The organism is Pseudomonas sp. MPFS, assembly GCF_022537035.1.
Taxonomy (GTDB): Bacteria; Pseudomonadota; Gammaproteobacteria; order Pseudomonadales; family Pseudomonadaceae; genus Aquipseudomonas; species Aquipseudomonas sessilinigenes.
This window is the reverse complement of record NZ_CP066123.1, coordinates 6,047,878-6,068,301: the sequence shown is the minus strand read 5'-3', so window position 1 is coordinate 6,068,301 and position 20,424 is coordinate 6,047,878. Positions and strand designations below refer to the sequence as shown.

At 58.3% G+C, this 20,424-nt stretch carries 16 protein-coding genes, 4 tRNA genes and 1 pseudogene; 13 read left to right on the top strand and 8 right to left on the bottom strand.

What is annotated here, in order from left to right:
* Positions 1 to 58: 58 nt before the first annotated feature.
* The 5 genes from pilV to thiO are packed head-to-tail and all read left to right on the top strand — an operon-like array spanning position 59 to position 3,468.
* On the top strand, positions 59 to 502 hold the full coding sequence (gene pilV, locus I9018_RS27830) for a type IV pilus modification protein PilV (protein WP_241108044.1): 444 nt from the start codon (positions 59 to 61) through the stop codon (positions 500 to 502).
* Positions 499 to 1,209 (top strand): pilus assembly protein PilW, encoded by a 711-nt coding sequence (locus I9018_RS27825; RefSeq protein WP_241108043.1) that lies wholly within the window; start codon positions 499 to 501, stop codon positions 1,207 to 1,209. Before pilV ends, I9018_RS27825 begins: the two co-directional genes overlap by 4 nt.
* 38 nt (positions 1,210 to 1,247) lie before the next feature.
* Positions 1,248 to 1,898, top strand: coding sequence for a PilX N-terminal domain-containing pilus assembly protein (locus I9018_RS32815; RefSeq protein ID WP_346780096.1), 651 nt, complete (start codon positions 1,248 to 1,250; stop codon positions 1,896 to 1,898).
* Between the two features lie 15 nt (positions 1,899 to 1,913).
* On the top strand, positions 1,914 to 2,315 hold the full coding sequence (locus tag I9018_RS27815) for a type IV pilin protein (RefSeq protein ID WP_068580979.1): 402 nt from the start codon (positions 1,914 to 1,916) through the stop codon (positions 2,313 to 2,315).
* Positions 2,316 to 2,370: 55 nt separating this feature from the next.
* Entirely contained in the window at positions 2,371 to 3,468 is a 1,098-nt protein-coding gene (thiO, locus tag I9018_RS27810) for a glycine oxidase ThiO (protein WP_241108042.1), read from the top strand.
* Between the two features lie 10 nt (positions 3,469 to 3,478).
* Here the strand turns inward: thiO and I9018_RS27805 are convergent.
* The 3 genes and pseudogenes from I9018_RS27805 to I9018_RS27795 form a co-directional block, all read right to left on the bottom strand.
* A pseudogene (locus I9018_RS27805) lies at positions 3,479 to 4,411 on the bottom strand (sigma-54 dependent transcriptional regulator); the annotation flags it as partial.
* Positions 4,412 to 4,730: 319 nt separating this feature from the next.
* The gene (locus I9018_RS27800) at positions 4,731 to 4,964 is read right to left on the bottom strand and encodes a PP0621 family protein (RefSeq protein ID WP_083235883.1); all 234 of its coding nucleotides are present in this window, start codon (positions 4,962 to 4,964) and stop codon (positions 4,731 to 4,733) included.
* A gap of 133 nt (positions 4,965 to 5,097) precedes the next feature.
* The gene (locus tag I9018_RS27795; RefSeq protein ID WP_068580973.1) at positions 5,098 to 6,120 is read right to left on the bottom strand and encodes an outer membrane protein assembly factor BamD; all 1,023 of its coding nucleotides are present in this window, start codon (positions 6,118 to 6,120) and stop codon (positions 5,098 to 5,100) included.
* Positions 6,121 to 6,270: 150 nt separating this feature from the next.
* On the opposite strand from I9018_RS27795, the gene rluD reads away from it, so the two are divergent.
* From rluD to I9018_RS27760, 7 genes are all read left to right on the top strand, one after another.
* On the top strand, positions 6,271 to 7,233 hold the full coding sequence (gene rluD, locus I9018_RS27790) for a 23S rRNA pseudouridine(1911/1915/1917) synthase RluD (RefSeq protein WP_068580971.1): 963 nt from the start codon (positions 6,271 to 6,273) through the stop codon (positions 7,231 to 7,233).
* On the top strand, positions 7,230 to 7,955 hold the full coding sequence (gene pgeF / locus I9018_RS27785; RefSeq protein WP_241108041.1) for a peptidoglycan editing factor PgeF: 726 nt from the start codon (positions 7,230 to 7,232) through the stop codon (positions 7,953 to 7,955). The genes rluD and pgeF overlap by 4 nt, the downstream gene beginning before the upstream one ends.
* A gap of 130 nt (positions 7,956 to 8,085) precedes the next feature.
* Complete coding sequence (gene clpB / locus I9018_RS27780; RefSeq protein WP_068580965.1) at positions 8,086 to 10,650, top strand: ATP-dependent chaperone ClpB; 2,565 nt, start codon at positions 8,086 to 8,088, stop codon at positions 10,648 to 10,650.
* 294 nt (positions 10,651 to 10,944) lie between these two features.
* Positions 10,945 to 11,020, top strand: a tRNA-Asn gene (locus I9018_RS27775).
* A 9-nt stretch (positions 11,021 to 11,029) separates the two neighbouring features.
* Positions 11,030 to 11,106 (top strand) — tRNA-Pro (locus I9018_RS27770).
* A 5-nt stretch (positions 11,107 to 11,111) separates the two neighbouring features.
* A tRNA-Lys gene (locus I9018_RS27765) sits at positions 11,112 to 11,187 on the top strand.
* A 93-nt stretch (positions 11,188 to 11,280) separates the two neighbouring features.
* Positions 11,281 to 11,357: transfer RNA gene (locus I9018_RS27760), tRNA-Pro, on the top strand.
* A 125-nt stretch (positions 11,358 to 11,482) separates the two neighbouring features.
* Here the strand turns inward: I9018_RS27760 and I9018_RS27755 are convergent.
* Together I9018_RS27755 and I9018_RS27750 are read right to left on the bottom strand one after the other, a co-directional pair.
* On the bottom strand, positions 11,483 to 15,082 hold the full coding sequence (locus tag I9018_RS27755; RefSeq protein ID WP_241108040.1) for a transporter substrate-binding domain-containing protein: 3,600 nt from the start codon (positions 15,080 to 15,082) through the stop codon (positions 11,483 to 11,485).
* A gap of 162 nt (positions 15,083 to 15,244) precedes the next feature.
* Positions 15,245 to 16,420 (bottom strand): EAL domain-containing response regulator, encoded by a 1,176-nt coding sequence (locus tag I9018_RS27750; RefSeq protein ID WP_068575536.1) that lies wholly within the window; start codon positions 16,418 to 16,420, stop codon positions 15,245 to 15,247.
* 378 nt (positions 16,421 to 16,798) lie between these two features.
* Here I9018_RS27750 and I9018_RS27745 point away from each other — a divergent pair, with 378 nt between their 5' ends.
* Positions 16,799 to 17,428, top strand: coding sequence for a response regulator transcription factor (locus tag I9018_RS27745; RefSeq protein ID WP_068575535.1), 630 nt, complete (start codon positions 16,799 to 16,801; stop codon positions 17,426 to 17,428).
* 505 nt (positions 17,429 to 17,933) lie between these two features.
* On the opposite strand, the gene I9018_RS27740 is transcribed toward I9018_RS27745, so the two are convergent.
* The 3 genes from I9018_RS27740 to I9018_RS27730 all read right to left on the bottom strand — a co-directional run bounded on the left by I9018_RS27740 (position 17,934) and on the right by I9018_RS27730 (position 20,284).
* Entirely contained in the window at positions 17,934 to 19,232 is a 1,299-nt protein-coding gene (locus tag I9018_RS27740; RefSeq protein WP_068575534.1) for an NAD(P)/FAD-dependent oxidoreductase, read from the bottom strand.
* A gap of 60 nt (positions 19,233 to 19,292) precedes the next feature.
* On the bottom strand, positions 19,293 to 19,466 hold the full coding sequence (locus I9018_RS27735; RefSeq protein ID WP_068575533.1) for a DUF3094 family protein: 174 nt from the start codon (positions 19,464 to 19,466) through the stop codon (positions 19,293 to 19,295).
* Positions 19,467 to 19,654: 188 nt separating this feature from the next.
* A complete protein-coding gene (locus I9018_RS27730) occupies positions 19,655 to 20,284 on the bottom strand; it encodes a DUF1780 domain-containing protein (protein WP_068575532.1) in 630 nt (209 codons plus the stop codon).
* Between the last annotated feature and the right edge of the window lie 140 nt (positions 20,285 to 20,424).

Genomic DNA, 20,424 nt, shown 5'->3' with positions numbered 1-20,424 from the left:
GGACTAACCTCAGGCAATGACGATATTGGTCGTGGCTGTGTCGATGAGCGGAGGGGCAATGGGGCAACGATATGCACAGGCCGGCACGAGCCTGGTGGAGGTGTTGGTGGCGCTCTCGATCCTGGCCTTGGGCTTGTTGGGAGCGGCGTTGGTCCAACTCAAGGCTTTGCAGTACACCGACAGTGCCCGGATGAGCACCCAGGCCAGCTTCATCGCCTATGACATGCTCGACCGGATCAGGGCCAATGCTGGAGCGGATTACACGGTGGCTAGCCGCGGCGATGAGCATAGAGACAATATTCGGGACCAGGACCTGAATGACTTTGCCAGCAACGTTGCAAGCTTTGGCGGGCCGGGTGCCAAGGGCAGCATCAATCTTGAACGCGGCGTCCATAGCGTCCGTATCTCCTGGGATGACTCACGTGCCGCCGGGGCTTCGGGCACCCAGCGCAGCCTACTGCTGGGCAGCAAGTTGTCGGCAGAAGCGGGAGGTGCCCAATGAGTCATCCAAGCCCGGGATTTGGTCTGGTGGAGATGATGCTGGCGCTGCTCTTGAGCCTGGTTCTGGTACTGGGGGCCGTCCAGGTGTTCATTGCAGCCAAGAGCACCTACATGAGCCAGGGGGCGTCGGCGTACCAGCAGGAGGAGGCGCGTTTTGTCCTGGGCAAGATGCTGCAAGAGATTCGCATGGTGGGGTTTTCCGGCTGCTTGCGAACCATTGAGGATGCCAGTACCGGCGGTTCGTTCTCCCGGCATATGTCGGCGCCGATCCAGTGGAGCCGTGCCGAGCAGAAATTGAGCCTGGTGACCGTCGATATCGGGGAGGTGGGCAGCGCACCGACCTGGAGCCTGGTGACTGATTGTCGGACGAGTGCGGTGGCCTATTCAGGAGTACACAAAGGCGCTGAAGGGCAGCAGGTATTTGCCCTGCGTCGATTGTTCTACCGGTTCAAGAGCCATCAACTGCTACTGGGCAGCGGACTGGGCCAGCAGCAAGTGGTGTTGCTGGATAATGTCGAGGCCTTCGATGTGAGTTTTGGCCTGGCCCATTCGGCCACTGCACGCTTGGCGTCTTACTACAGTCGTAATCCGCAGGATCCGGCGCGTATACGCAGCGTCAGGTTGAGCCTGACGCTGGGTGCTCCTGGCGCGGCTGTCCGTGCGCAGCGTTTCACGGTGGTGGCGGCCCTACGTAACAGACTGCCGTGATGACTGCCGTTGTCTGTACAAGTGCCAAGGAGCGCGGCATGGCGCTTTTGACCAGCCTGGTATTCCTGTCATTGCTGACGATGATTGGCCTTTCAGCCATGCACAATGCCCTGCTGCAGGAGAAGATGGCTGCCAGCCTGGCCCTGTACAATCGCGCCTTCCAGTCTGCCGAAACGGCCTTGAGGGAGGGGGAAGGCGCAGTGCGGCGAGGCGGTCATGTCCTGGCGCCATGTGGCAACTTCCTGCAATGCGCGCCTCCAGAGATCATGGGGGGTGGAGGGCAGTGGATAGCGACGAAAGAGGGTTACTACCGCGTGCAGAACCTGGGGGTAGCCCGGGAGCCGGTAGTCGAGCTTCTTGTGAGCCGCCCAGTGCTCCTGTTTCGAGTGACCGCTGTCGGATTTTCCGGGCCTTTGCGAAGTGTCCTGGAGAGCATTTATGCACATGTGCCGGACGTGGATCGTGGGAAATTGACCGAGGTGGACGTGTTCAGCGGTAAGATGCTCGGCGCTGCGGCAACGGGGAGTAGCGATGCCGGTGAGGGTGGACCAGCGGGCCGGGCTTTTAGCAAGGCCGAGCCGGAACCGGACACCCATGAGACCCGTAGCAGATTCCCTGAGAGCGTCGGTAATGCGGTAGGAAACCTACCGATGGATGGGCGTCGTATCCTGTGGCGACAAATTCAGTAAGCGAGATTCTTGACCATGCGCAGATCCAACCAGGGTCTTACCCTGATCGAAGTCATGATCGTGATTGCGATCATTGGCCTGGTGCTCACCCTGAGCCTTCCCAGCATCACCGAATACATGAAGAAACCGCACCGCAGTGAAATTGCTGTGCTGCTGAGCGAGCAGGCGCAACAGCTCGAACGCTATCACTCCAAGTCCGGGGTCTATAGCAATGCTCCAGACCTTAGCCTGGGAAATGATTACTACAGCATTGCTGCAACCTTGACCGACACGACTTTTTCGCTGGTTGCGCAACCCAAGGCCGATGGCCTGATGGCCGCAGACAAATGTGGCAGCTTCACCATCGACCAGGCCGGTGCCATTGGCCTCAGCAATCAGGCTGAAGGCCTGACCACGAAGGATTGCTGGGGACGCTGAGCAACCCTCCAGAGATCTGGGATCTTTGTTGTCTTTCTCATGATTGGATCGAACTATGGCTAAGCAGCAAGTGCTGGTGGTGGGGGGAGGAGTCATTGGCTTGCTCACTGCCTTCAATCTGGCTTCCGAGGGTCAGCAGGTGAGGCTTCTGGAGCGCTCGGACCTGGGGCGAGAGTCGTCCTGGGCCGGTGGTGGAATCGTTTCGCCGCTCTATCCCTGGCGCTACAGCCCGGCAGTCACCGCCCTGGCCCACTGGTCCCAGGATTTTTATCCACAGTTGGCGCGGCAATTGTTCGGCGCTACTGGTATCGATCCGGAAGTGCATACCACCGGACTCTACTGGCTGGACCTGGAGGATCAGGCCCAGGCCCTGGAGTGGGCCCAGCACGAAGGTCGTCCGTTGAGCCGGGTGGATACCTCGGCGGTACATGATGCCGTACCGGTGCTGGGCAAGGGCTACCAGCAGGCGATCTACATGGCCAACGTAGCCAATGTGCGCAATCCACGGTTGGTCAAGTCCCTCAAGGCTGCCTTGCAAGCCCTGCCTAATGTGCATATCGATGAGCACTGCACTGTTACGGGTTTTATTCGTGACGAACAACGTGTGGTGGGGGTGCATAGCTCTCTGGGTGAAGTGACGGCGGACCAGGTGGTGCTGTGTGCCGGGGCCTGGAGCGGTGAGTTGCTGGCCGGTCTCGGCCTGGAGCTGCCGGTGGAGCCGGTCAAGGGGCAGATGATCCTGTACAAATGCGCATCCGACTTCCTGTCCAGCATGGTCCTGGCCAAGGGGCGTTATGCCATTCCACGGCGTGACGGGCACATTCTCGTGGGGAGCACCCTGGAGCATGAGGGGTTCGACAAGACTCCGACGGCTTCGGCCCTGGAGAGCCTCAAGAGCTCGGCTGTCGAGTTGGTCCCGGCCCTGGTGGATGCCGAGGTGGTTGGGCACTGGGCTGGACTGCGTCCAGGGTCTCCCGAAGGGATTCCCTTCATCGGCCCGGTGCCCGGGGTCCAGGGGCTATGGCTCAACTGCGGGCACTACCGCAACGGTTTGGTCCTGGCCCCGGCTTCCTGCCAGCTGTTCTGCGATTTGTTGCTGGGCAATCCACCGATCATCGATCCGGCGCCGTACGACCCCGCAGGTCGAATCTAGTCAGCGGGCTCTACTCCAATCCTAGTTTCTTCATGCGGTATCGCATCGAGCGGAACGACAGGCCCAGACGCTGGGCGGCGGCGGTGCGGTTCCAGCGGGTTTTCTCCAGGGCCTGGAGCAATAGATGGCGTTCGACCTGGAGCAGATGCTGCACCAGGTCGTAGGTCGCCAGAGGTTGCTCGGAGGATCCTCTGACGCTTTCGGTGATGGGCAAGTGCAAGTCCGCCAGCTCTATTCGTGGGCCTTCACAAAGGGTATGGGCCCGCTCCAGCAGGTTCTCCAGTTCGCGCACGTTGCCAGGAAAGTCATATTGTTCAAGAGCTTGTAGCGCTTGTGGATGCAGCTCGAGTATCGGTTGACCGCTACCGGCGGCCAGGCGCTGGAGGATCTGGCGTGCCAGTAGGGCAATATCGCCACGGCGCTCGCGCAAGGCCGGGACCTGTAGCTGGATGACGTTCAGGCGGTAGTAGAGATCCTGGCGAAACTGGCCACGTTCTACCAGGACCTTCAGGTCCTGATGGGTGGCACATAGAATCCGCACGTCGACCGCTCGTTCCGTATGGCTGCCAACAGGGCGCACGGACTTTTCCTGTAGGGCCCGTAACAGTTTTACCTGCATGGCTAGAGGAAGCTCAGCGATCTCGTCGAGGAACAAGGTGCCACCGTTGGCCGCCTGGAATAAACCGGGATAGTCGGCCAAGGCGCCGCTGAAGCTGCCTTTACAGTGCCCAAAAAGCTCGCTCTCCACCAGGTCGGCAGGAATGGCGCCGCAGTTCAGGGCAATGAACGGTTGTCGGGCCCTGGGGCCCAGTTGGTGGATCAGGCGGGCTACCCGCTCTTTGCCGCTACCGGACTCTCCATTGATGTAGACCGCTGCCAAGCTGAAGGCCAGCTTGGCGATCTGGCGGTTCAAGCCGGCTAGGGCCGATGACTCTCCTGTCAACAGGTCTGAGTGGGAGGGAGCCCTGGCTGCATCGGCCACCAGCACCGTTTGCCGTGAGTTCATGACAGTTGCGATTTCATCCATGAAAAGAAGCGGGAGGCGACGATGCCGGTAGCCCGAGAGTTGAAGTCTAGGCCCCGTGGGGCAGGAGCGGGGAGATCGGGATACGTTGGGCGAGGCCTGTAACCGTCCGGAGGCGTTGTAAGCCCGGGCGCTGAAGCCTGCCGTCGAAGGGGCTGGGGGGGGAGAGTTTTTTGTCGCCAATTGTTCTGGCGTGGGAGGGCGATGGCCCTGCACCGGTAGGGCAGGGCCGGTAGAGTCAGCGGTCTTGGCTGCCTGGCCCCTGTTCCAGGTGTGCCTGGCTGCAGTACCACTGTTGCGACAGGCTCAACGCCCGATCCTGTGGCAGGTGTACGCCGCAATGGGCGCAACGCACCATGGGCGTGGTAGTGGGTTCACTTGATGCACGAGGGGCCGAATCGGGCCGCTTGAATTTGCGCCAGAACCATACCGCAGCAGCAATCAGAGCTATCCAGAACAGTAGACGAACCATGGTGACCAGCTTAGTAGGGGAAGATACGGCAGTTTAGCCAAGCGCTTGCCGGGCGCACAGGCCTATGAAACTCGGGACATGAAAAAGGGAGACTTCAAGTCTCCCTTTATTTGGACTGCGCCAGTGTCAGCAATCAGTCGAACACGCCTAAGGTCATGTAGCTGAACCAGGAGCGGTCGCTGTTGTTGCCTTCGGCTTCGTGGTTTTCTTCCTCGATAGCATCGCTATTGCCATTCTTGGACTTGAGTTCTGCGGGAATCGCGTCCTTGGCATCCTGGTACTGCTTCATGATGTCCTGGTTGGCGCGGGTTTCTCCCGGTGGCAGCGGTGGGCGGGACTCGATCAGGCCCAGGGTGGCCTTGCTCAGCCAGGAGCGGTTGTCAGCTTCGGCTACCCGCGGTACGAACTGGCCATCCACCAGGCTTGGGTGGTTCGGGTAGTTGAGCTTCAGGGTTTCCAGGCTGGTGGCTGCCAGTTCATCCAGGTGCAGGCGCTGATAGGCCTCGGTCATGACCGCCAGGCCATCGCCTACCGAAGGGGTCTCCTGGAAGTTCTCGACGACGTAGCGGCCACGGTTGGCTGCGGCAACGTACGCCTGGCGGGTCAGGTAGTAGTCGGCTACGTGGATTTCATAGGAGGCCAGCAGGTTGCGCAGGTAGATCATGCGCTGCTTGGCATCCGGTGCGTAGCGGCTATTGGGAAAGCGGCTGGTGAGTTGGGCGAACTCGTTGTAGGAGTCGCGAGCGGCACCCGGGTCGCGCTTGGTCATGTCCAACGGCAGGAAGCGCGCCAGCAGGCCCACGTCCTGGTCGAACGAAGTCAGGCCCTTGAGGTAGTAGGCGTAATCCACGTTCGGATGTTGGGGATGCAGGCGAATGAAGCGCTCGGCAGCCGACTTGGCGGCTTCTGGCTCGGCATTCTTGTAGTTGGCGTAGATCAGCTCGAGCTGTGCCTGATCGGCATAGCGACCGAAGGGATAGCGCGACTCCAGGGCCTTGAGCTTGGAGGTGGCACTGGTGTAGCTATGGTTGTCCAGGTCGGTCTGCGCCTGCTGGTACAGTTCGACTTCGCTCAGGTTTTCGTCAACGACTTCCTTCGATGAGCAAGCAGCAGTCAGTGCGAGGATGGCGATCAGCAGCAGGTGTTTCACTTGCATAGCGGCTTGCGTCCCTATGACGGCCGCTGTCTTGGGCGGGGCCGTCCTGTTATGATGAGCGCCCCGTTGAAAGCCTCGGGGCAAAAGACGCCGTATTTAACCACAAGCGCGCAGCCGAAACCAAAGGCTGTGCCGACCCCCAGTCCGAGCATGTCCGATAAAATTGAACTTCGCGCAGAGGTGCCGTCCGAACTGGGCGGTCAACGCCTCGATCAAGTCGCCGCCCAACTATTCGCCGAACATTCGCGTTCGCGCCTTTCCGCCTGGATCAAAGACGGTCGACTGACCGTGGATGGGGCGGTACTTCGCCCGCGGGATATCGTGCACGGCGGTGCCGTCCTTGAGTTGACTGCCGAGCAGGAAGCCCAGGGTGAATGGGTCGCTCAGGACATCGAGCTGGACATCGTCTATGAAGACGACGACATCCTGGTGATCAACAAACCTGCCGGCCTGGTGGTGCACCCGGCTGCTGGCCATGCTGATGGCACCTTGCTCAATGCCCTGCTGCATCACATCCCCGACATCATCAATGTGCCACGGGCCGGTATTGTCCATCGCCTGGACAAGGACACCACCGGGCTGATGGTCGTGGCCAAGACCATTCAGGCCCAGACGCAGTTGGTCGCCCAACTGCAGAGCCGTACCGTCAGCCGCATCTATGAGTGCATCGTGATCGGTGTCGTGACCGCCGGTGGCAAGATCAATGCCCCGATCGGGCGCCATGGCCAGCAACGTCAACGCATGGCGGTGATGGAAGGCGGCAAGCCTGCCGTCAGTCACTACCGAGTGCTGGAGCGTTTCCGTTCCCACACTCATGTGCGGGTCAAGCTGGAAACCGGTCGTACCCACCAGATCCGGGTGCATATGTCCCATATCAACTTCCCGTTGGTGGGGGACCCGGCATATGGCGGCCGCTTCCGCATTCCTCCGGCAGCCAGCCCGACCATGGTCGAGTCATTGAAGAACTTCCCGCGCCAGGCGCTGCATGCACGTTTCCTGGAACTGGACCACCCGACCACCGGTAAGCGCATGAGCTGGGAGTCGCCGTTGCCGGAAGACTTCGTCTGGCTGCTGTCGCTGCTCAAGCAAGACCGCGAGGCGTTCATCGGATGAATGACTGGCTGATTCCCGACTGGCCAGCGCCGGCTGGAGTCAAAGCCTGTGTTACCACCCGTGAGGGCGGCGTCAGCCTGGCGCCGTTCGACAGTCTCAATCTGGGTGATCACGTTGACGATCATCCTGAAGCGGTAGCCGAAAACCGTCGTCGCCTCACTGAACGCTTCGCCATGGCCCCGGCCTGGCTGCAGCAGGTGCACGGTGTCGCGGTGGCCCACGCCGATCCGGCCGTGGTTGCAACCGCCGATGCCAGCTGGTCCGCGACCCCAGGTATTGCCTGTACGGTGATGACCGCCGACTGCCTGCCGGCGCTTTTCTGCAATCGCGCCGGAACCCGGGTCGGGGCCGCTCATGCCGGCTGGCGTGGGCTGGCTGCCGGGGTGCTGGAAGCCACGCTCGATCATTTGGACGTGCCAGCTTCTGAGGTCCTGGTATGGTTGGGGCCGGCCATCGGTCCGCAGCGTTTTGAAGTGGGCGCCGAAGTGCGTGAAGTGTTCGTCGCCCAGCTGGCCGAGGCCGAGCAGGCCTTCGTGCCGAGCATCAATGCCGGGCGCTTCATGGCCGATATCTACCAACTGGCCCGCCTGCGCCTGGCGGCCCGTGGCGTCACGGCTGTTTATGGCGGTGGTTATTGCACCGTCAGCGACCCGCGCTTCTTCTCCTATCGGCGCAGTTCGCGTACCGGGCGTTTTGCTTCCCTCGTCTGGCTCGAGCGCTAGACTAATCTGACTTGCGTCAAGCAACTGGCGCTTGAATCTCCCAGAATCGACCGCATCTAGAGAATCATCTGGCAGGTTTCTCTATTTAGGTGTGTCCATCGCTCCGGCCTGCTCAAAAGGAAGGTGACTAATGCGTATAGACCGATTAACCAGCAAGCTACAGCTGGCCTTATCCGATTCTCAATCCCTGGCGGTTGGCCTCGACCACCCAGCCATCGAGCCGGCGCACCTGATGCAGGCTCTGCTTGAACAACAGGGCGGTTCCATCAAGCCTTTGTTGATGCAGGTGGGCTTCGACGTCAACAGCCTGCGCAAGGAACTGAGCAAAGAGCTCGACCAACTGCCGAAGATCCAGAACCCCACTGGCGACGTGAACATGTCCCAGGACCTGGCGCGCTTGCTCAACCAGGCCGATCGCCTGGCCCAGCAGAAAGGCGATCAGTTCATTTCCAGCGAGTTGGTGCTGCTGGCGGCCATGGATGAGAACAGCAAGCTTGGCAAGTTGCTGCTGGGCCAGGGCGTGAGCAAGAAAGCCCTGGAGAATGCCATCAACAACCTGCGCGGTGGCGAGGCGGTGAATGACGCCAACGTCGAAGAGTCGCGCCAGGCGCTGGACAAGTACACCGTCGACCTGACCAAGCGTGCCGAAGACGGCAAGCTCGATCCTGTGATCGGTCGTGACGATGAAATTCGCCGTACGATCCAGGTGCTGCAGCGCCGGACCAAGAACAATCCGGTGCTGATCGGCGAGCCAGGCGTGGGTAAAACGGCCATTGCCGAGGGGCTGGCCCAACGGATCATCAACGGTGAAGTGCCGGATGGCCTGAAAGGCAAGCGTCTGCTGTCCCTGGATATGGGGGCGTTGATTGCTGGTGCCAAATATCGCGGTGAGTTCGAGGAGCGCCTCAAGGCATTGCTTAACGAACTGTCGAAGCAGGAGGGGCAGGTCATCCTGTTCATCGACGAACTGCACACCATGGTCGGTGCTGGCAAGGGCGAGGGCTCGATGGATGCAGGCAATATGCTCAAGCCTGCCCTGGCCCGGGGGGAGTTGCACTGCGTCGGTGCCACTACTCTCAACGAGTACCGTCAATATATAGAGAAGGATGCGGCTCTTGAGCGGCGCTTCCAGAAAGTGCTGGTGGACGAGCCTAGCGAGGAAGACACCATCGCGATCCTCCGTGGCTTGAAAGAGCGTTATGAAGTGCATCACAAGGTGGCCATCACCGACGGTGCGATCATCGCGGCTGCCAAGCTCAGCCATCGTTACATTACCGATCGGCAGTTGCCGGACAAGGCCATCGACCTGATCGATGAGGCGGCCAGCCGTATTCGCATGGAGATCGATTCCAAGCCGGAGGTGCTGGACCGCTTGGAGCGACGCTTGATTCAACTGAAGGTCGAATCCCAGGCCCTCAAGAAGGAAGACGATGAGGCCGCGATCAAGCGGTTGGAGAAGCTGCAGGAAGAAATCATTCGCCTGGAGCGTGAATATGCCGATCTTGAAGAGGTCTGGACTTCAGAGAAAGCTGAAGTACAAGGCTCTGCCCAGATTCAGCAGAAGATCGAGCAATCGCGTCAGGAGCTGGAAGCCGCTCGTCGCAAGGGCGATCTGAACCGCATGGCCGAGTTGCAGTACGGGGTGATCCCGGATCTGGAGCGCAGCCTGCAGATGGTCGACCAGCATGGCCACAGCGAAAACCAACTACTGCGCAGCAAGGTCACCGAGGAAGAAATCGCCGAAGTGGTGTCCAAGTGGACAGGCATTCCGGTATCGAAAATGCTCGAAGGCGAGCGTGACAAGCTGCTCAAGATGGAAAGCCTGTTGCACCAGCGGGTCATCGGCCAGAACGAGGCTGTCGTGGCGGTAGCCAACGCAGTACGGCGCTCTCGTGCAGGATTGTCCGACCCGAACCGGCCAAGCGGCTCGTTCATGTTCCTTGGCCCGACCGGGGTCGGTAAGACGGAGTTGTGCAAGGCTCTGGCGGAGTTTCTTTTCGATACTGAAGAGGCCATGGTGCGGATCGATATGTCCGAGTTCATGGAGAAACACTCCGTTGCGCGCTTGATTGGTGCACCTCCGGGCTATGTCGGTTACGAGGAGGGTGGCTATCTGACCGAAGCTGTGCGTCGTAAGCCGTATTCGGTGATCCTGCTGGATGAGGTGGAGAAGGCGCATCCGGATGTGTTCAACATCCTGCTGCAGGTTCTGGAAGATGGCCGGCTGACGGATAGCCACGGACGCACGGTCGATTTCCGTAATACGGTGATCGTCATGACCTCCAACCTGGGCTCTGCCCAGATCCAGGAACTGGTGGGGGATCGTGAGGCACAACGCGCAGCCGTGATGGACGCGGTCTCTACGCACTTCCGTCCGGAGTTCATCAATCGGGTGGACGAAGTGGTGATTTTCGAACCTTTGGCACGGGACCAGATCGCCGGTATCACCCAGATCCAACTGGGCCGCCTGCGTAGCCGTCTGGCGGAGCGTGAGTTGAGTCTGGTGCTGAGCGACGAGGCCTTGGACAAGCTGATCGCGGTTGGTTACGACCCCGTGTATGGTGCCCGGCCGCTGAAACGGGCGATCCAGCGTTGGATCGAGAACCCGTTGGCGCAGTTGATCCTCTCCGGGGGCTTCTTGCCTGGGGGAACGATTACGGCCTCGGTGCAGGAGGACGAAATCGTCTTCAACTGATCATCAGATCGCCTGTAGATAAAAAGCCTCGCATTGCGAGGCTTTTTTTTCACTAGGGCGTTGAACTATAAGGAAAAGGCTTGTAAAGTGCGCCCCGCAGTCAGTCACCCCTCAGGTTTTTTCTGCTGAAGAAGAAACCGGCAATGAACTCGCAAATCATTGTCTTAAAAGCAATTTAGGGGGTTGACAGGGGTTTTAAAGATTGTAAAATGGCGCGCCTCAGAGACATGAACGTAGCGATACGAAGAAAGTCGAAGAGGATGAAGCAACACGTTGTAGCTTGAAGTGCTTAGTTCCGTGATAGCTCAGTCGGTAGAGCAAATGACTGTTAATCATTGGGTCCCAGGTTCGAGTCCTGGTCACGGAGCCAACTTCAAACCGGGGTATAGCGCAGTCCGGTAGCGCGCCTGCTTTGGGAGCAGGATGTCAGGAGTTCGAATCCCCTTACCCCGACCATATTTGGGTCGTTAGCTCAGTTGGTAGAGCAGTTGGCTTTTAACCAATTGGTCGCAGGTTCGAATCCTGCACGACCCACCATTTTTGAAACCAGTTCGCTGGAATCGAATCTTAAGAGCAGGAGCCAAAAGCACTGTTCGAAGAAGGCGCCTCTTGAAGGTGCCTTTTTTTTACCGGGGTATAGCGCAGTCCGGTAGCGCGCCTGCTTTGGGAGCAGGATGTCAGGAGTTCGAATCCCCTTACCCCGACCATATTCACGAAAAGGGCACCTCTAGAGGTGCCCTTTTTCGTTTGTCTGCTCGTAAGGTTCCAAGGATATATTGAGCGTTGCTCGGCTGAAGCGAACAACGCTTAAAGACCAGTAGCCGCTGCCCTTTCAGCGCTCTAGTGATTCTTCCCGGCTCTTGTATTCTCCAAGCAAGCCCAGTTCTAGAGTCATGATCGCCTGCTTCACCTGTTCGACACGTTCGGTGATTACCGCCAAGGATAGGTCGGGGCTGAGGCAGGCATCCTCCAGTTGACGACAGCTTTCTACCAGCTGTGCACCTTTTACCACTCGCGCTGCGCCTTTAATACGATGCGCCAGTTCCGCCAGTTCAGTGATCGCCTGGTCCCGCAAGCACGTTGTCAGTGCCTGTAGGTCTTTACGATTGCTGCTCAGCAGCTCGTTCAAGAGTTGATGCAGCATTGCCGCTTCGCCTCCCACCAGGGTATGCAGGGACTCGAGGTCGAATACCCGGGGTGGTTGAGTAAGGTCTTGTGGAGGCGCGGAGGTCGGCCCCTGTTCACTCTCATCGACCTCGCCCAACGTCAGCAGGCGCTCCTCCAGTTCGTCGAGGCTGATGGGCTTGACCAGGCAATCATTCATTCCGGCCTGGACACAACGGTCTGTCTCTTCAGGTTGCGCGTCTGCAGTCAAGCCAACGATGGTCACGGGCTCGCAAGCATTGTCACGTTCATCCTGACGGATAGCCCGGGCCAATTCAGCGCCATTCATGATGGGCATGTGATAGTCGGTGATGATGATGTCGAAAGCGTGCTCGCGCCAGATATTCAAGGCATCCAGGCCGTTCTCTGCCTCGACTACATCATGTCCGAGGAAGCACAGCTGTTGTTGCAGAACCTGGCGGTTCACTGAGTGATCGTCCACCACGAGAACTTGCAGGCGGCGCATCTGGCGAGCCTTGGGCAAGGCGGGGCGTTCGCTGGTGGCGACCCGTTCCAGGGCCTGCAGGCGCAACTCCACATTCACCCGAGTGCCATGGCCCAACGAACTGTTCAGGGAAATCTGGCCCCCCATCATTTCGCACAGGGAGCGACAAATCACCAGGCCCAGGCCCGTACCTGCTGCGTTCGGTACGTTGCGCTCCACCTGCGAGAACGGCCGGAACAGGCGTTGTTGGCTGGCCGGGGATATTCCGATCCCTGAGTCTTCGACGCAGAGGTTGATCCGCAGCAAGGCGTTTTCCAGCAAGTCCGCCGTTATGGTCACCTTGATGAAGCCAGCCTCGGTGAACTTGATAGCGTTGCTCACCAGGTTGGAAAGGATCTGTTTGAAGCGCATCCCATCTACCAGGACATCGCCGTTGATGCTGGAGTCGATCTCGAGGATCAGGCTCAGGCCTTTCTGCCGTGCCAACCCCTCGAATACCCTGGCGACCGACTCCACCAGCTCGCGCAAATTGGAACGCTTGGGCGAGAGGCTCAGGCGTCCGGATTCGATGCGGGCAATATCGAGGATATCGCCGATCAGTTCCAGCAGGCTTTTGGCCGAGTTATAGGCGATATCGATACTGGAGCGTTCGATCCTGTCGTTGTTGGCACGCTTGAGTTCCAGCTCCAGGATGCTGATGACTGCATTCATTGGGGTGCGTATTTCATGGCTCATGGTCGCCAGGAACGTCGTCTTGGCCCGGCTGGCCTCATCTGCAAGGTTTTTCGCTTCCTTGAGCTCCTGGACCAGGTATCGGTGCTTGGTAATGTCCAGCCAGCCACAGATCACGCCTTTGGTAACGCCATTGGCGTCCTGGAAGGGCTGGATCCAGTGTTCTATCCAGACCTCCTTGCCCTGCAGTTGTATGGCATAGATGGACGTGACCGTCTGCCCATCATTGATCGCTTGCAGATAGCTCTGGTGCAGATCGGGTTCCGCAGAGAAGTGCTCGCTGGGCAGTTGCTGCACGGTCTTGTTCAGGACCTGCTCGGCGCTCAGCCCGACACTACGCAAATAGCTGCGATTACAGGACAGCATATTGCCCTCCAGGTCTCGTATGTAGAGCACCGGGGGCATGTTTTCGGTCAGCGTTTCGATGAAGCGCAGTTGATCATTGAGTGTCTTCTCGGCCTTTATGCGGCGCTGCAGATAGAAGCCCCAGATCAAGGACAGCAGGAGCAGTAATGCCGCTCCGGTAATGATTTCCGCGATTACGATGCTGTAGTCGCGCCAGGTTTCGCTGCTCATGCCTGGCGGTGAGCGCCAGTGATTGGCCATGGCATTGAGATCGTCGGCGGGGAGGCTGAGCAAAACCTTGTCGAGGATCGATTGCAGCTCCGCATCGCCCCGACGTACGGCAAAGCTGGCGGTTTTCTGGCTGCTGTGGATCAGGCCGGCAACGGCCAGGCGATTCTGGAACAGGCGGACGATGTAGTAGCGCGATGTGGGCAGGGCGACCACCGCTGCGTCAGCACTGCCTGAGTAGACCTGGCTCATGCTATCCAGCGAGGTTTGTGTCTCTATCACCTGGGTCTTGGGATACAGCTCGCGTACCTGTTGCAATGCCACATGCCCGGCGGGTATGGCCAGGCGCTTGCCAATCAGGTTGTCTGGTACTTGTGCCCAGGCTGTCCTGTCCGTCTGGGTGATGAGTACAAAGGGGCTGTTCAGGAACGGGCGAGTAAAGCGCAGGCTCTCCTCTCGCTGCGCACTGGCGGTCATGATGGCCAGGTCCGCCTCGGAGCGTTGCAGGGCTTCAATCTGTTGCGGGTAGCCACCGTTGCGGGCGGTTACTTCGAATCGCAGGCCTGTGCGCTGGCTAATCACTTCCAGCAGTTCAGCCGCAACACCGGAAAAAACGCCTTTGGCATCGTAAAAGGCCACAGGTGCCAGGTCATCGTTGATCACTAGGCGCACGACTGGGTTACGTGCGATCCAGCGTGATTCCTCTGCGGTCAAGGGGACTCGTTCATCTGATGGCAAGAAACCGCTTCCCACCCAGCGTTGGGTCAGGCTGGTGAGTTTTTCCTGGCCGATGCTGCTGATGCTCTGGTCGAGGATCTTCTGCAGGCGCTGGTTGTTACTGCGTACAGCAAAACCATAGCCGGCGCTGGATGGGCCTATGAAGCGCTCGAACTTGAGAAAGCCATAGTAGGCACGATTGATATGGAAGTAGGCGCTGAGTAGGTCGTCGACGTAGATCTCTGCATCACCGAATGCTGCGGCAGCTATCGCTTCTTCGTGGGATGGATAGATCAGCAGATGGGCCAATGGAAAGCGTGACCGCAGTTCTGGGCTGTGTTCCTTGGTCACGGCAATCCGCCGCCCGGCGAGATCGGTTGAGGCGTTGCGCGGGTCATTGTTGCGTTTGAACAGGGCCAGGCGGCCTTCGGCGAACGACTGGGTGAAGCTGAGGCTGTGCTCGCTTCGTTCGGAGCTGTGACTGCTCAGCAAATCGATGTTGGCTGTTTTCAGGGCCTCTATGGCTTCCTCCCGGGTGGCAAAGGGAACGATTTTTATGCTGACTCCGAGCATCTGGCCGATCAGTGCGCTGATATCTGCATTGAGCCCCTCATAGCGATTATCGTTGTAGCTGACGCTAAACGGTGGCGATTCCGCGGCAATGGCGCCGATCTTCAGTTCCTGCTTGCTCCGTAGCCAGCGCCAGTCTTCTTCCTCCAGCATGAGTTCGTGAGGGTCCAGGCGTGCAGTGCTGTACAGGGTCGTAGGTAGCACCTGGGCCATTGCCAGTTGGGCTCCCATTATCGTCAAGCAGCTAAGAAGCCAGTTAAGTGGTAAATGCATGATCGCTTCTGGAATCAGGAGGTCAGGAGGGAATGGTCAGCAGACAATGCGGTGATGAGCATTGGCTGGTGGCGGCAGGATATGGATTGTCATCTGTCAGTGAGCCATCGAGGTGATGGACTAGCGTGTGCAATAGGCTGTGAAGTGCTTTTCAGGCATCGGGCGAGCGAAGAGAAATCCCTGGGCGGCGTGACAACCCAGTTCTTGCAGGCGCCTGCGTTGCTCGGGAGTTTCGACGCCCTCGATGATCAGGGACATACCCAGGGAGCGGGCAAGGGTCACTGTGTAACTAATGATTGCGCTGCTTCTGGGGTGGTGCTTCATTTTGCGTACGAAGCTGCCATTCAGCTTGATCTGGCTGAAGGGTATCTCGCAAAGGCGCTCCAAGGATGCGTAGCCGGCTCCGAAATCATCCATGGCCAGGCCGCACCCCATCACGCGCAGGCGCACCAGATTCTCCAGGCTGATGGCAGGGACGCTTGCCATGCCGGTTTCGTTGATTTCAAAGGTGAGGCTGCTGGAGGGCACCTTGAATAGCGCAGCCATCGACGCGATGGAGTCGGTCAGGTTCAGGGATGCGAGCTGCAATGGATGCAGGTTGAATGAAAAGTTCAGGGGCTTGCCTTGTTGAGCCAGGGTGTGGCGTAGAGCCAGGCCGAGCTCGAAGGATGGCCAGAACAGCCGGTCCAGCAGGCTGTTCTGTTCCATGACATGCAGGAAGTACGAGGGCGGGAGCACACCCAGTTGCGGGTGATTCCAACGGACCAGGGCTTCCACGCCCAGCAGCGAGGTATCGGCGAGCGCCACCGTGGGCTGGTAGTAGGGTTCGAATTCGCCATTGTCCAACCCGCGAACGATGTCGGACAGCGTTGGCAACTCGAATCTGGTCAAGAGCGTGAATGGGTTTTGGCGCCACCTCTGATGACGCGCCAGCAGCGTGATAAGGCGCTCGAGGCTGAAAGGCTTTCCCAGATCGCCGAGGAAATTCAAGCCCAGGCGCTTGATCATTGTAATGGCGGCTTGTCGCAGGATTGGTTCAAGCTGGCTGCACAGGATAACGGAGTGCAGCTTGCCGTTTTGGCTGGCCTGGCGCAGGAACGCCAGACCGTCCATCTCTGACATCTTCAGGTCGCATATGGCAATGTCCATTTTCTCGCTGGCGTTCAACAGGTCCAGGGCCTCATTGCCGTTGCCCGCTTCATGGACGTGTCCAGGCATGACTTTCCTCAATGCCAGGGTGATGACCAGGCGCTGCAAGGGGTCGTCCTCCAGAACCAGAATGTTCAGATTTTGCATGACCGGCTCGAGTTATTAATTGATGCCTATCTTGCTTAAGGTCATGGAGTTGAAGCTATTGGGCATATTCCTAGGTGTTGTATGAATTTTCCTGGAGAGCAATCGGACCTCCCAGATTCCTCCTGCGGGCCGCATTTGCCACTTGTGTCAGCGATGGTTTACCCGGAACCTGAGTTTGCGCAGTAGCGTGGCTGTGTGGTTTGTGAATTTCATCCAGTTTGGTTGGCGAGATGATTATCGCGTTTTCATGTGCGCTGCACTCATGAAGTCGATACCGCATGTGGCGGTAAAAGTTGCATCTTGTCTGGGTGCGATAAAGTATATTTTCCGAGCGGTCATGGCTGGCCGAAAGTCGAGTTCTTAAGGTGAAGTGAAAATATGCATAGCGTATTGATAGTTGATGACCACCCTGTTGTTCGGCTTGCTGTCAAGGTGTTGTTGGAAAAGAACAACATGCAGGTGGTCGCCGAAACAGATAATGGCTTGGATGCTTTGGAGTTGGTTCGCGAGCATGTACCGGATGTGGTGATTCTCGATATCGGCATTCCCAAGCTGGATGGTCTCAAGGTGCTTTCACGTATCAAGGCTCTCGGTTTGCCTACCGAGGTGCTGGTACTCACTTCGCAATCCGTTGAGAGCTTCTGCAGGCGCTGTATCCAACTGGGCGCTAGGGGGTTTGTCAACAAGGAAGAAGACCTGGGCAATCTAGTCGTGGCCCTGAACGCAGTCCTGGCTGGATACACCTTTTATCCATCCCTGGCCCAGGATGTTTCAGCCTCTACGACAGAGCAGCGTACTGAGTCCGAACAGATCGGCTCGCTGACTGACAGGGAGATGATTGTGTTGCAGCACCTGGCCAAGGGGTATTCGAACAAGGCCATTGGTGAGAAGCTGTTTTTGAGCAACAAGACTGTCAGTACCTACAAGACTCGCCTTTTGCAGAAGCTGGGTTTGGGCTCACAAGTAAGCTTGGCGGAATTCGCCAAGCGTAACGCACTGATTCCCTGAATTGATTGTTCGCGGTTAGTCATTTCCAATGGCTGGCCGCTGTTTGTTCGAGTTGCCAGTTTCTATTTTTGAAACTTCTGGATTCATTTGAGCCGAACCCTGAAGGACTATCGGTCATTGAACCGTTGGATCGAAATTTTCTCCCGTATTTACGATGGTGAGGGGTATGGGAGCGATATTGAAACTTTGCAGCATTCTGGCAGTTGGAGGCACGTCGTTATTCGAGGTGGCTTGCGTGTAATACAGCTGCAAGTGTGATTAGTTTGATTTTCAACTGCCAACTCAGTTGGAGGGGAATAGGCGGTGTTGCCAGATTCGGCACGGCAGCGTCTGCGCTAACGTTTCCCCTGAAGTTGTCTTGAGATTTCCCGCGATTTTTGTGGTTGGTTATCGCTTGCTGCCACTGCCTGATCGAAAATGGGTGTCTGGCAACCGTAGGGCAGATGTTGTTGCGTAACCAAACACCCTACTACCTGAGGTAGTGGGTGTTTGGCGGGTCGCGTGTTTAGTGCAACTTCAAACGTGGGTCCGTACTACGCCCGATTCGACTACCGAGCATCATCATCGCTGTACGAAATACTCCGTAGAGCGCCGCCTGGTGCATGCGATAGAGCGAGATGTAGAACATCCGCGCCAACCAGCCTTCAAGCATCACACTACCGGTGAGGTTACCCATCAGGTTGCCTACTGCGGAGAATCGCGACAGGGAGATCAGTGAGCCGTAGTCGGTGTACTTGTAGGTTGGCAGTTCCTTGCCTTCGATATGCAGCTTCAATGACTTGGCCAGTAACGATGCCTGCTGATGCGCGGCTTGCGCCCTTGGCGGTACGTTGCGGTCGCTACCTGGCTGTGGGCAGGCGGCGCAATCGCCGAAGGCAAAGATGTTCGTGTCGCGTGTGGTCTGCAAGGTCGGCAGTACTTGAAGCTGATTGATACGATTGGTTTCCAGGCCATCAATATCCTTGAGGAAGCCAGGCGCACGGATACCCGCAGCCCAAACCTTGAGGCTGGCGGGAATGACCTGGTTGTCCGCGGTGATCAGGTTTTCGGCCGTCACCTCACTGACTGAGGCGTTGGTCATGACGCGTACCCCGAGTTTTTCCAGGGTCTTGTGCACGGGGCCGCTGATGCGTTCTGGCAATGCTGGTAGTACCCGCGGCCCGGCTTCGATCACAGTGATGTGCATGTTTTCCGGGCGGATACGGTCCAGCCCATAGGCTGCCAGTTCGTGGGCTGCATTGTGCAGCTCCGCCGCCAGTTCGACACCGGTAGCTCCGGCACCGACGATCGCCACGCTGATCTGCTCCAACTCCTGGGTCTGCCCAGCATGGGCTCGCAGATAGTGGTTGAGCAGTTGCTGGTGAAAACGCTCGGCCTGTTTACGGGTGTCGAGAAACAGGCAGTGCTGGGCAGCACCTTGGGTTCCAAAGTCGTTGGTGGTACTGCCAACGGCCAGGACCAGGGTGTCATAGTCGAGTTCGCGAGCAGGCAACAGCTCCGCACCTTCTTCGTCGTAGGTGGCGGCCAACTGGATCTTTTTCTGTTGACGATCAAGTCCGCTCATGCGCCCCAGCTGGAACTCGAAGTGGTTCCATTTTGCTTGGGCAACATAGTTGAGCTCGTCTACGGAGGAGTTCAGCGAACCGGCTGCCACTTCGTGAAGCAGTGGTTTCCAGATGTGGGTCAGATTGGCGTCCACCAGGGTCACACTGGCGGTGCCGCGCTTGCCCAGGGTCTTACCCAGGCGGGTCGCCAACTCCAGGCCGCCGGCGCCGCCGCCAACGATGACAATACGATGAGTCATGGGGATATCTCGCAAGGCTAAAAGAAATCGGGACAGTCGACCGAGCGAGCGCGATGCAGCTCATAGCGTCAGGTAACTGATAAGACGGCTCAACAGACCGAGGGCCACGGTCACCACGACTACCACCACAAGGAGCATCCACGGCCGGAAGGGCCGGCGCTCGACTCGGTGCTGGGGTAGTTGCAGATAATCTTCGACATGGCGTTGGTCGTCGGGGTTCAGGCGGCTGCTCATAAAAGGCCTCGTCAGGTAGACGTCGCAACATGCGGGAACGTTACAGCTCAGTGTAATCCGACATAAACAGGAGCATTACCGCTGTTGCGTCGGGTTTTAAGGGAAAACCCGGCGCGGGCAGGCATGAGCGCTTTTTTACCATCGCCGTGAGGATTACGCCATGCCCACCGAAGGCGGATTGACGAGTCTCATAAACTGATACCAACGTCGAAAACGATGCTGCGTCCCAGGTTGCTGCGCAGGAACTCAGGAGCATCCGGATGAGCGAACAGAACTCGGGCAAAGGTCGGTCCCACCAGGGACAGGGAGCGCCAGCCCTGGCGCAGGTACTCGGTGGGTGGTGGAAAATGGCTGTTGAGATCCAGCACCTCACGCTTGAGGGCGGCAAAGGCAATGATATCCAGCTCTCCCAGGTTCATTCCGCGTTCCTGGTAGTTGTGGGCCTTCTTGCGCAGCGTTGGCGCCAGGCGTAGCAACAACTCGTTGGCAGGGATGCGCTTGGGCTTGGCCTCGCGCCTTACCAACTGGCTCAGGGAAAAAGCGCTGCGTCGGCGTTGCAGTTCGTCACGCCATTCATCATTGAGCCGGCGCCCCTCATCAAGGACGAAGAACACTTCGAAGCTGGCCTCGCGAAACAGCACATCCGGTGGTTCCTGTCCGGCAGCGCTGAACTCGTCATTGCGATAGGGAATGTTCAGGCCTTGCAACAGGCGCTGGCAGACCCAACGCTCACGCTCCCATTTGCGGGCATTGGACAGGAACGCATTGGCTTGCTCGGCCTGGATGGTAAGCAGGCGCAAGAAATCTGAGTCATCCATCACCCAAGCTTAGCGCCCAATTGTGACCTTAAGAACCAGGGCACAGGAAAAAGCTCAGCCTGACATTGCCAGCTGTTCGCAGGCTTTGGCTGGAGCCTGCCCAGGGGCGGTGTAGACTGTTTTGCGTCTAATCGATCAAT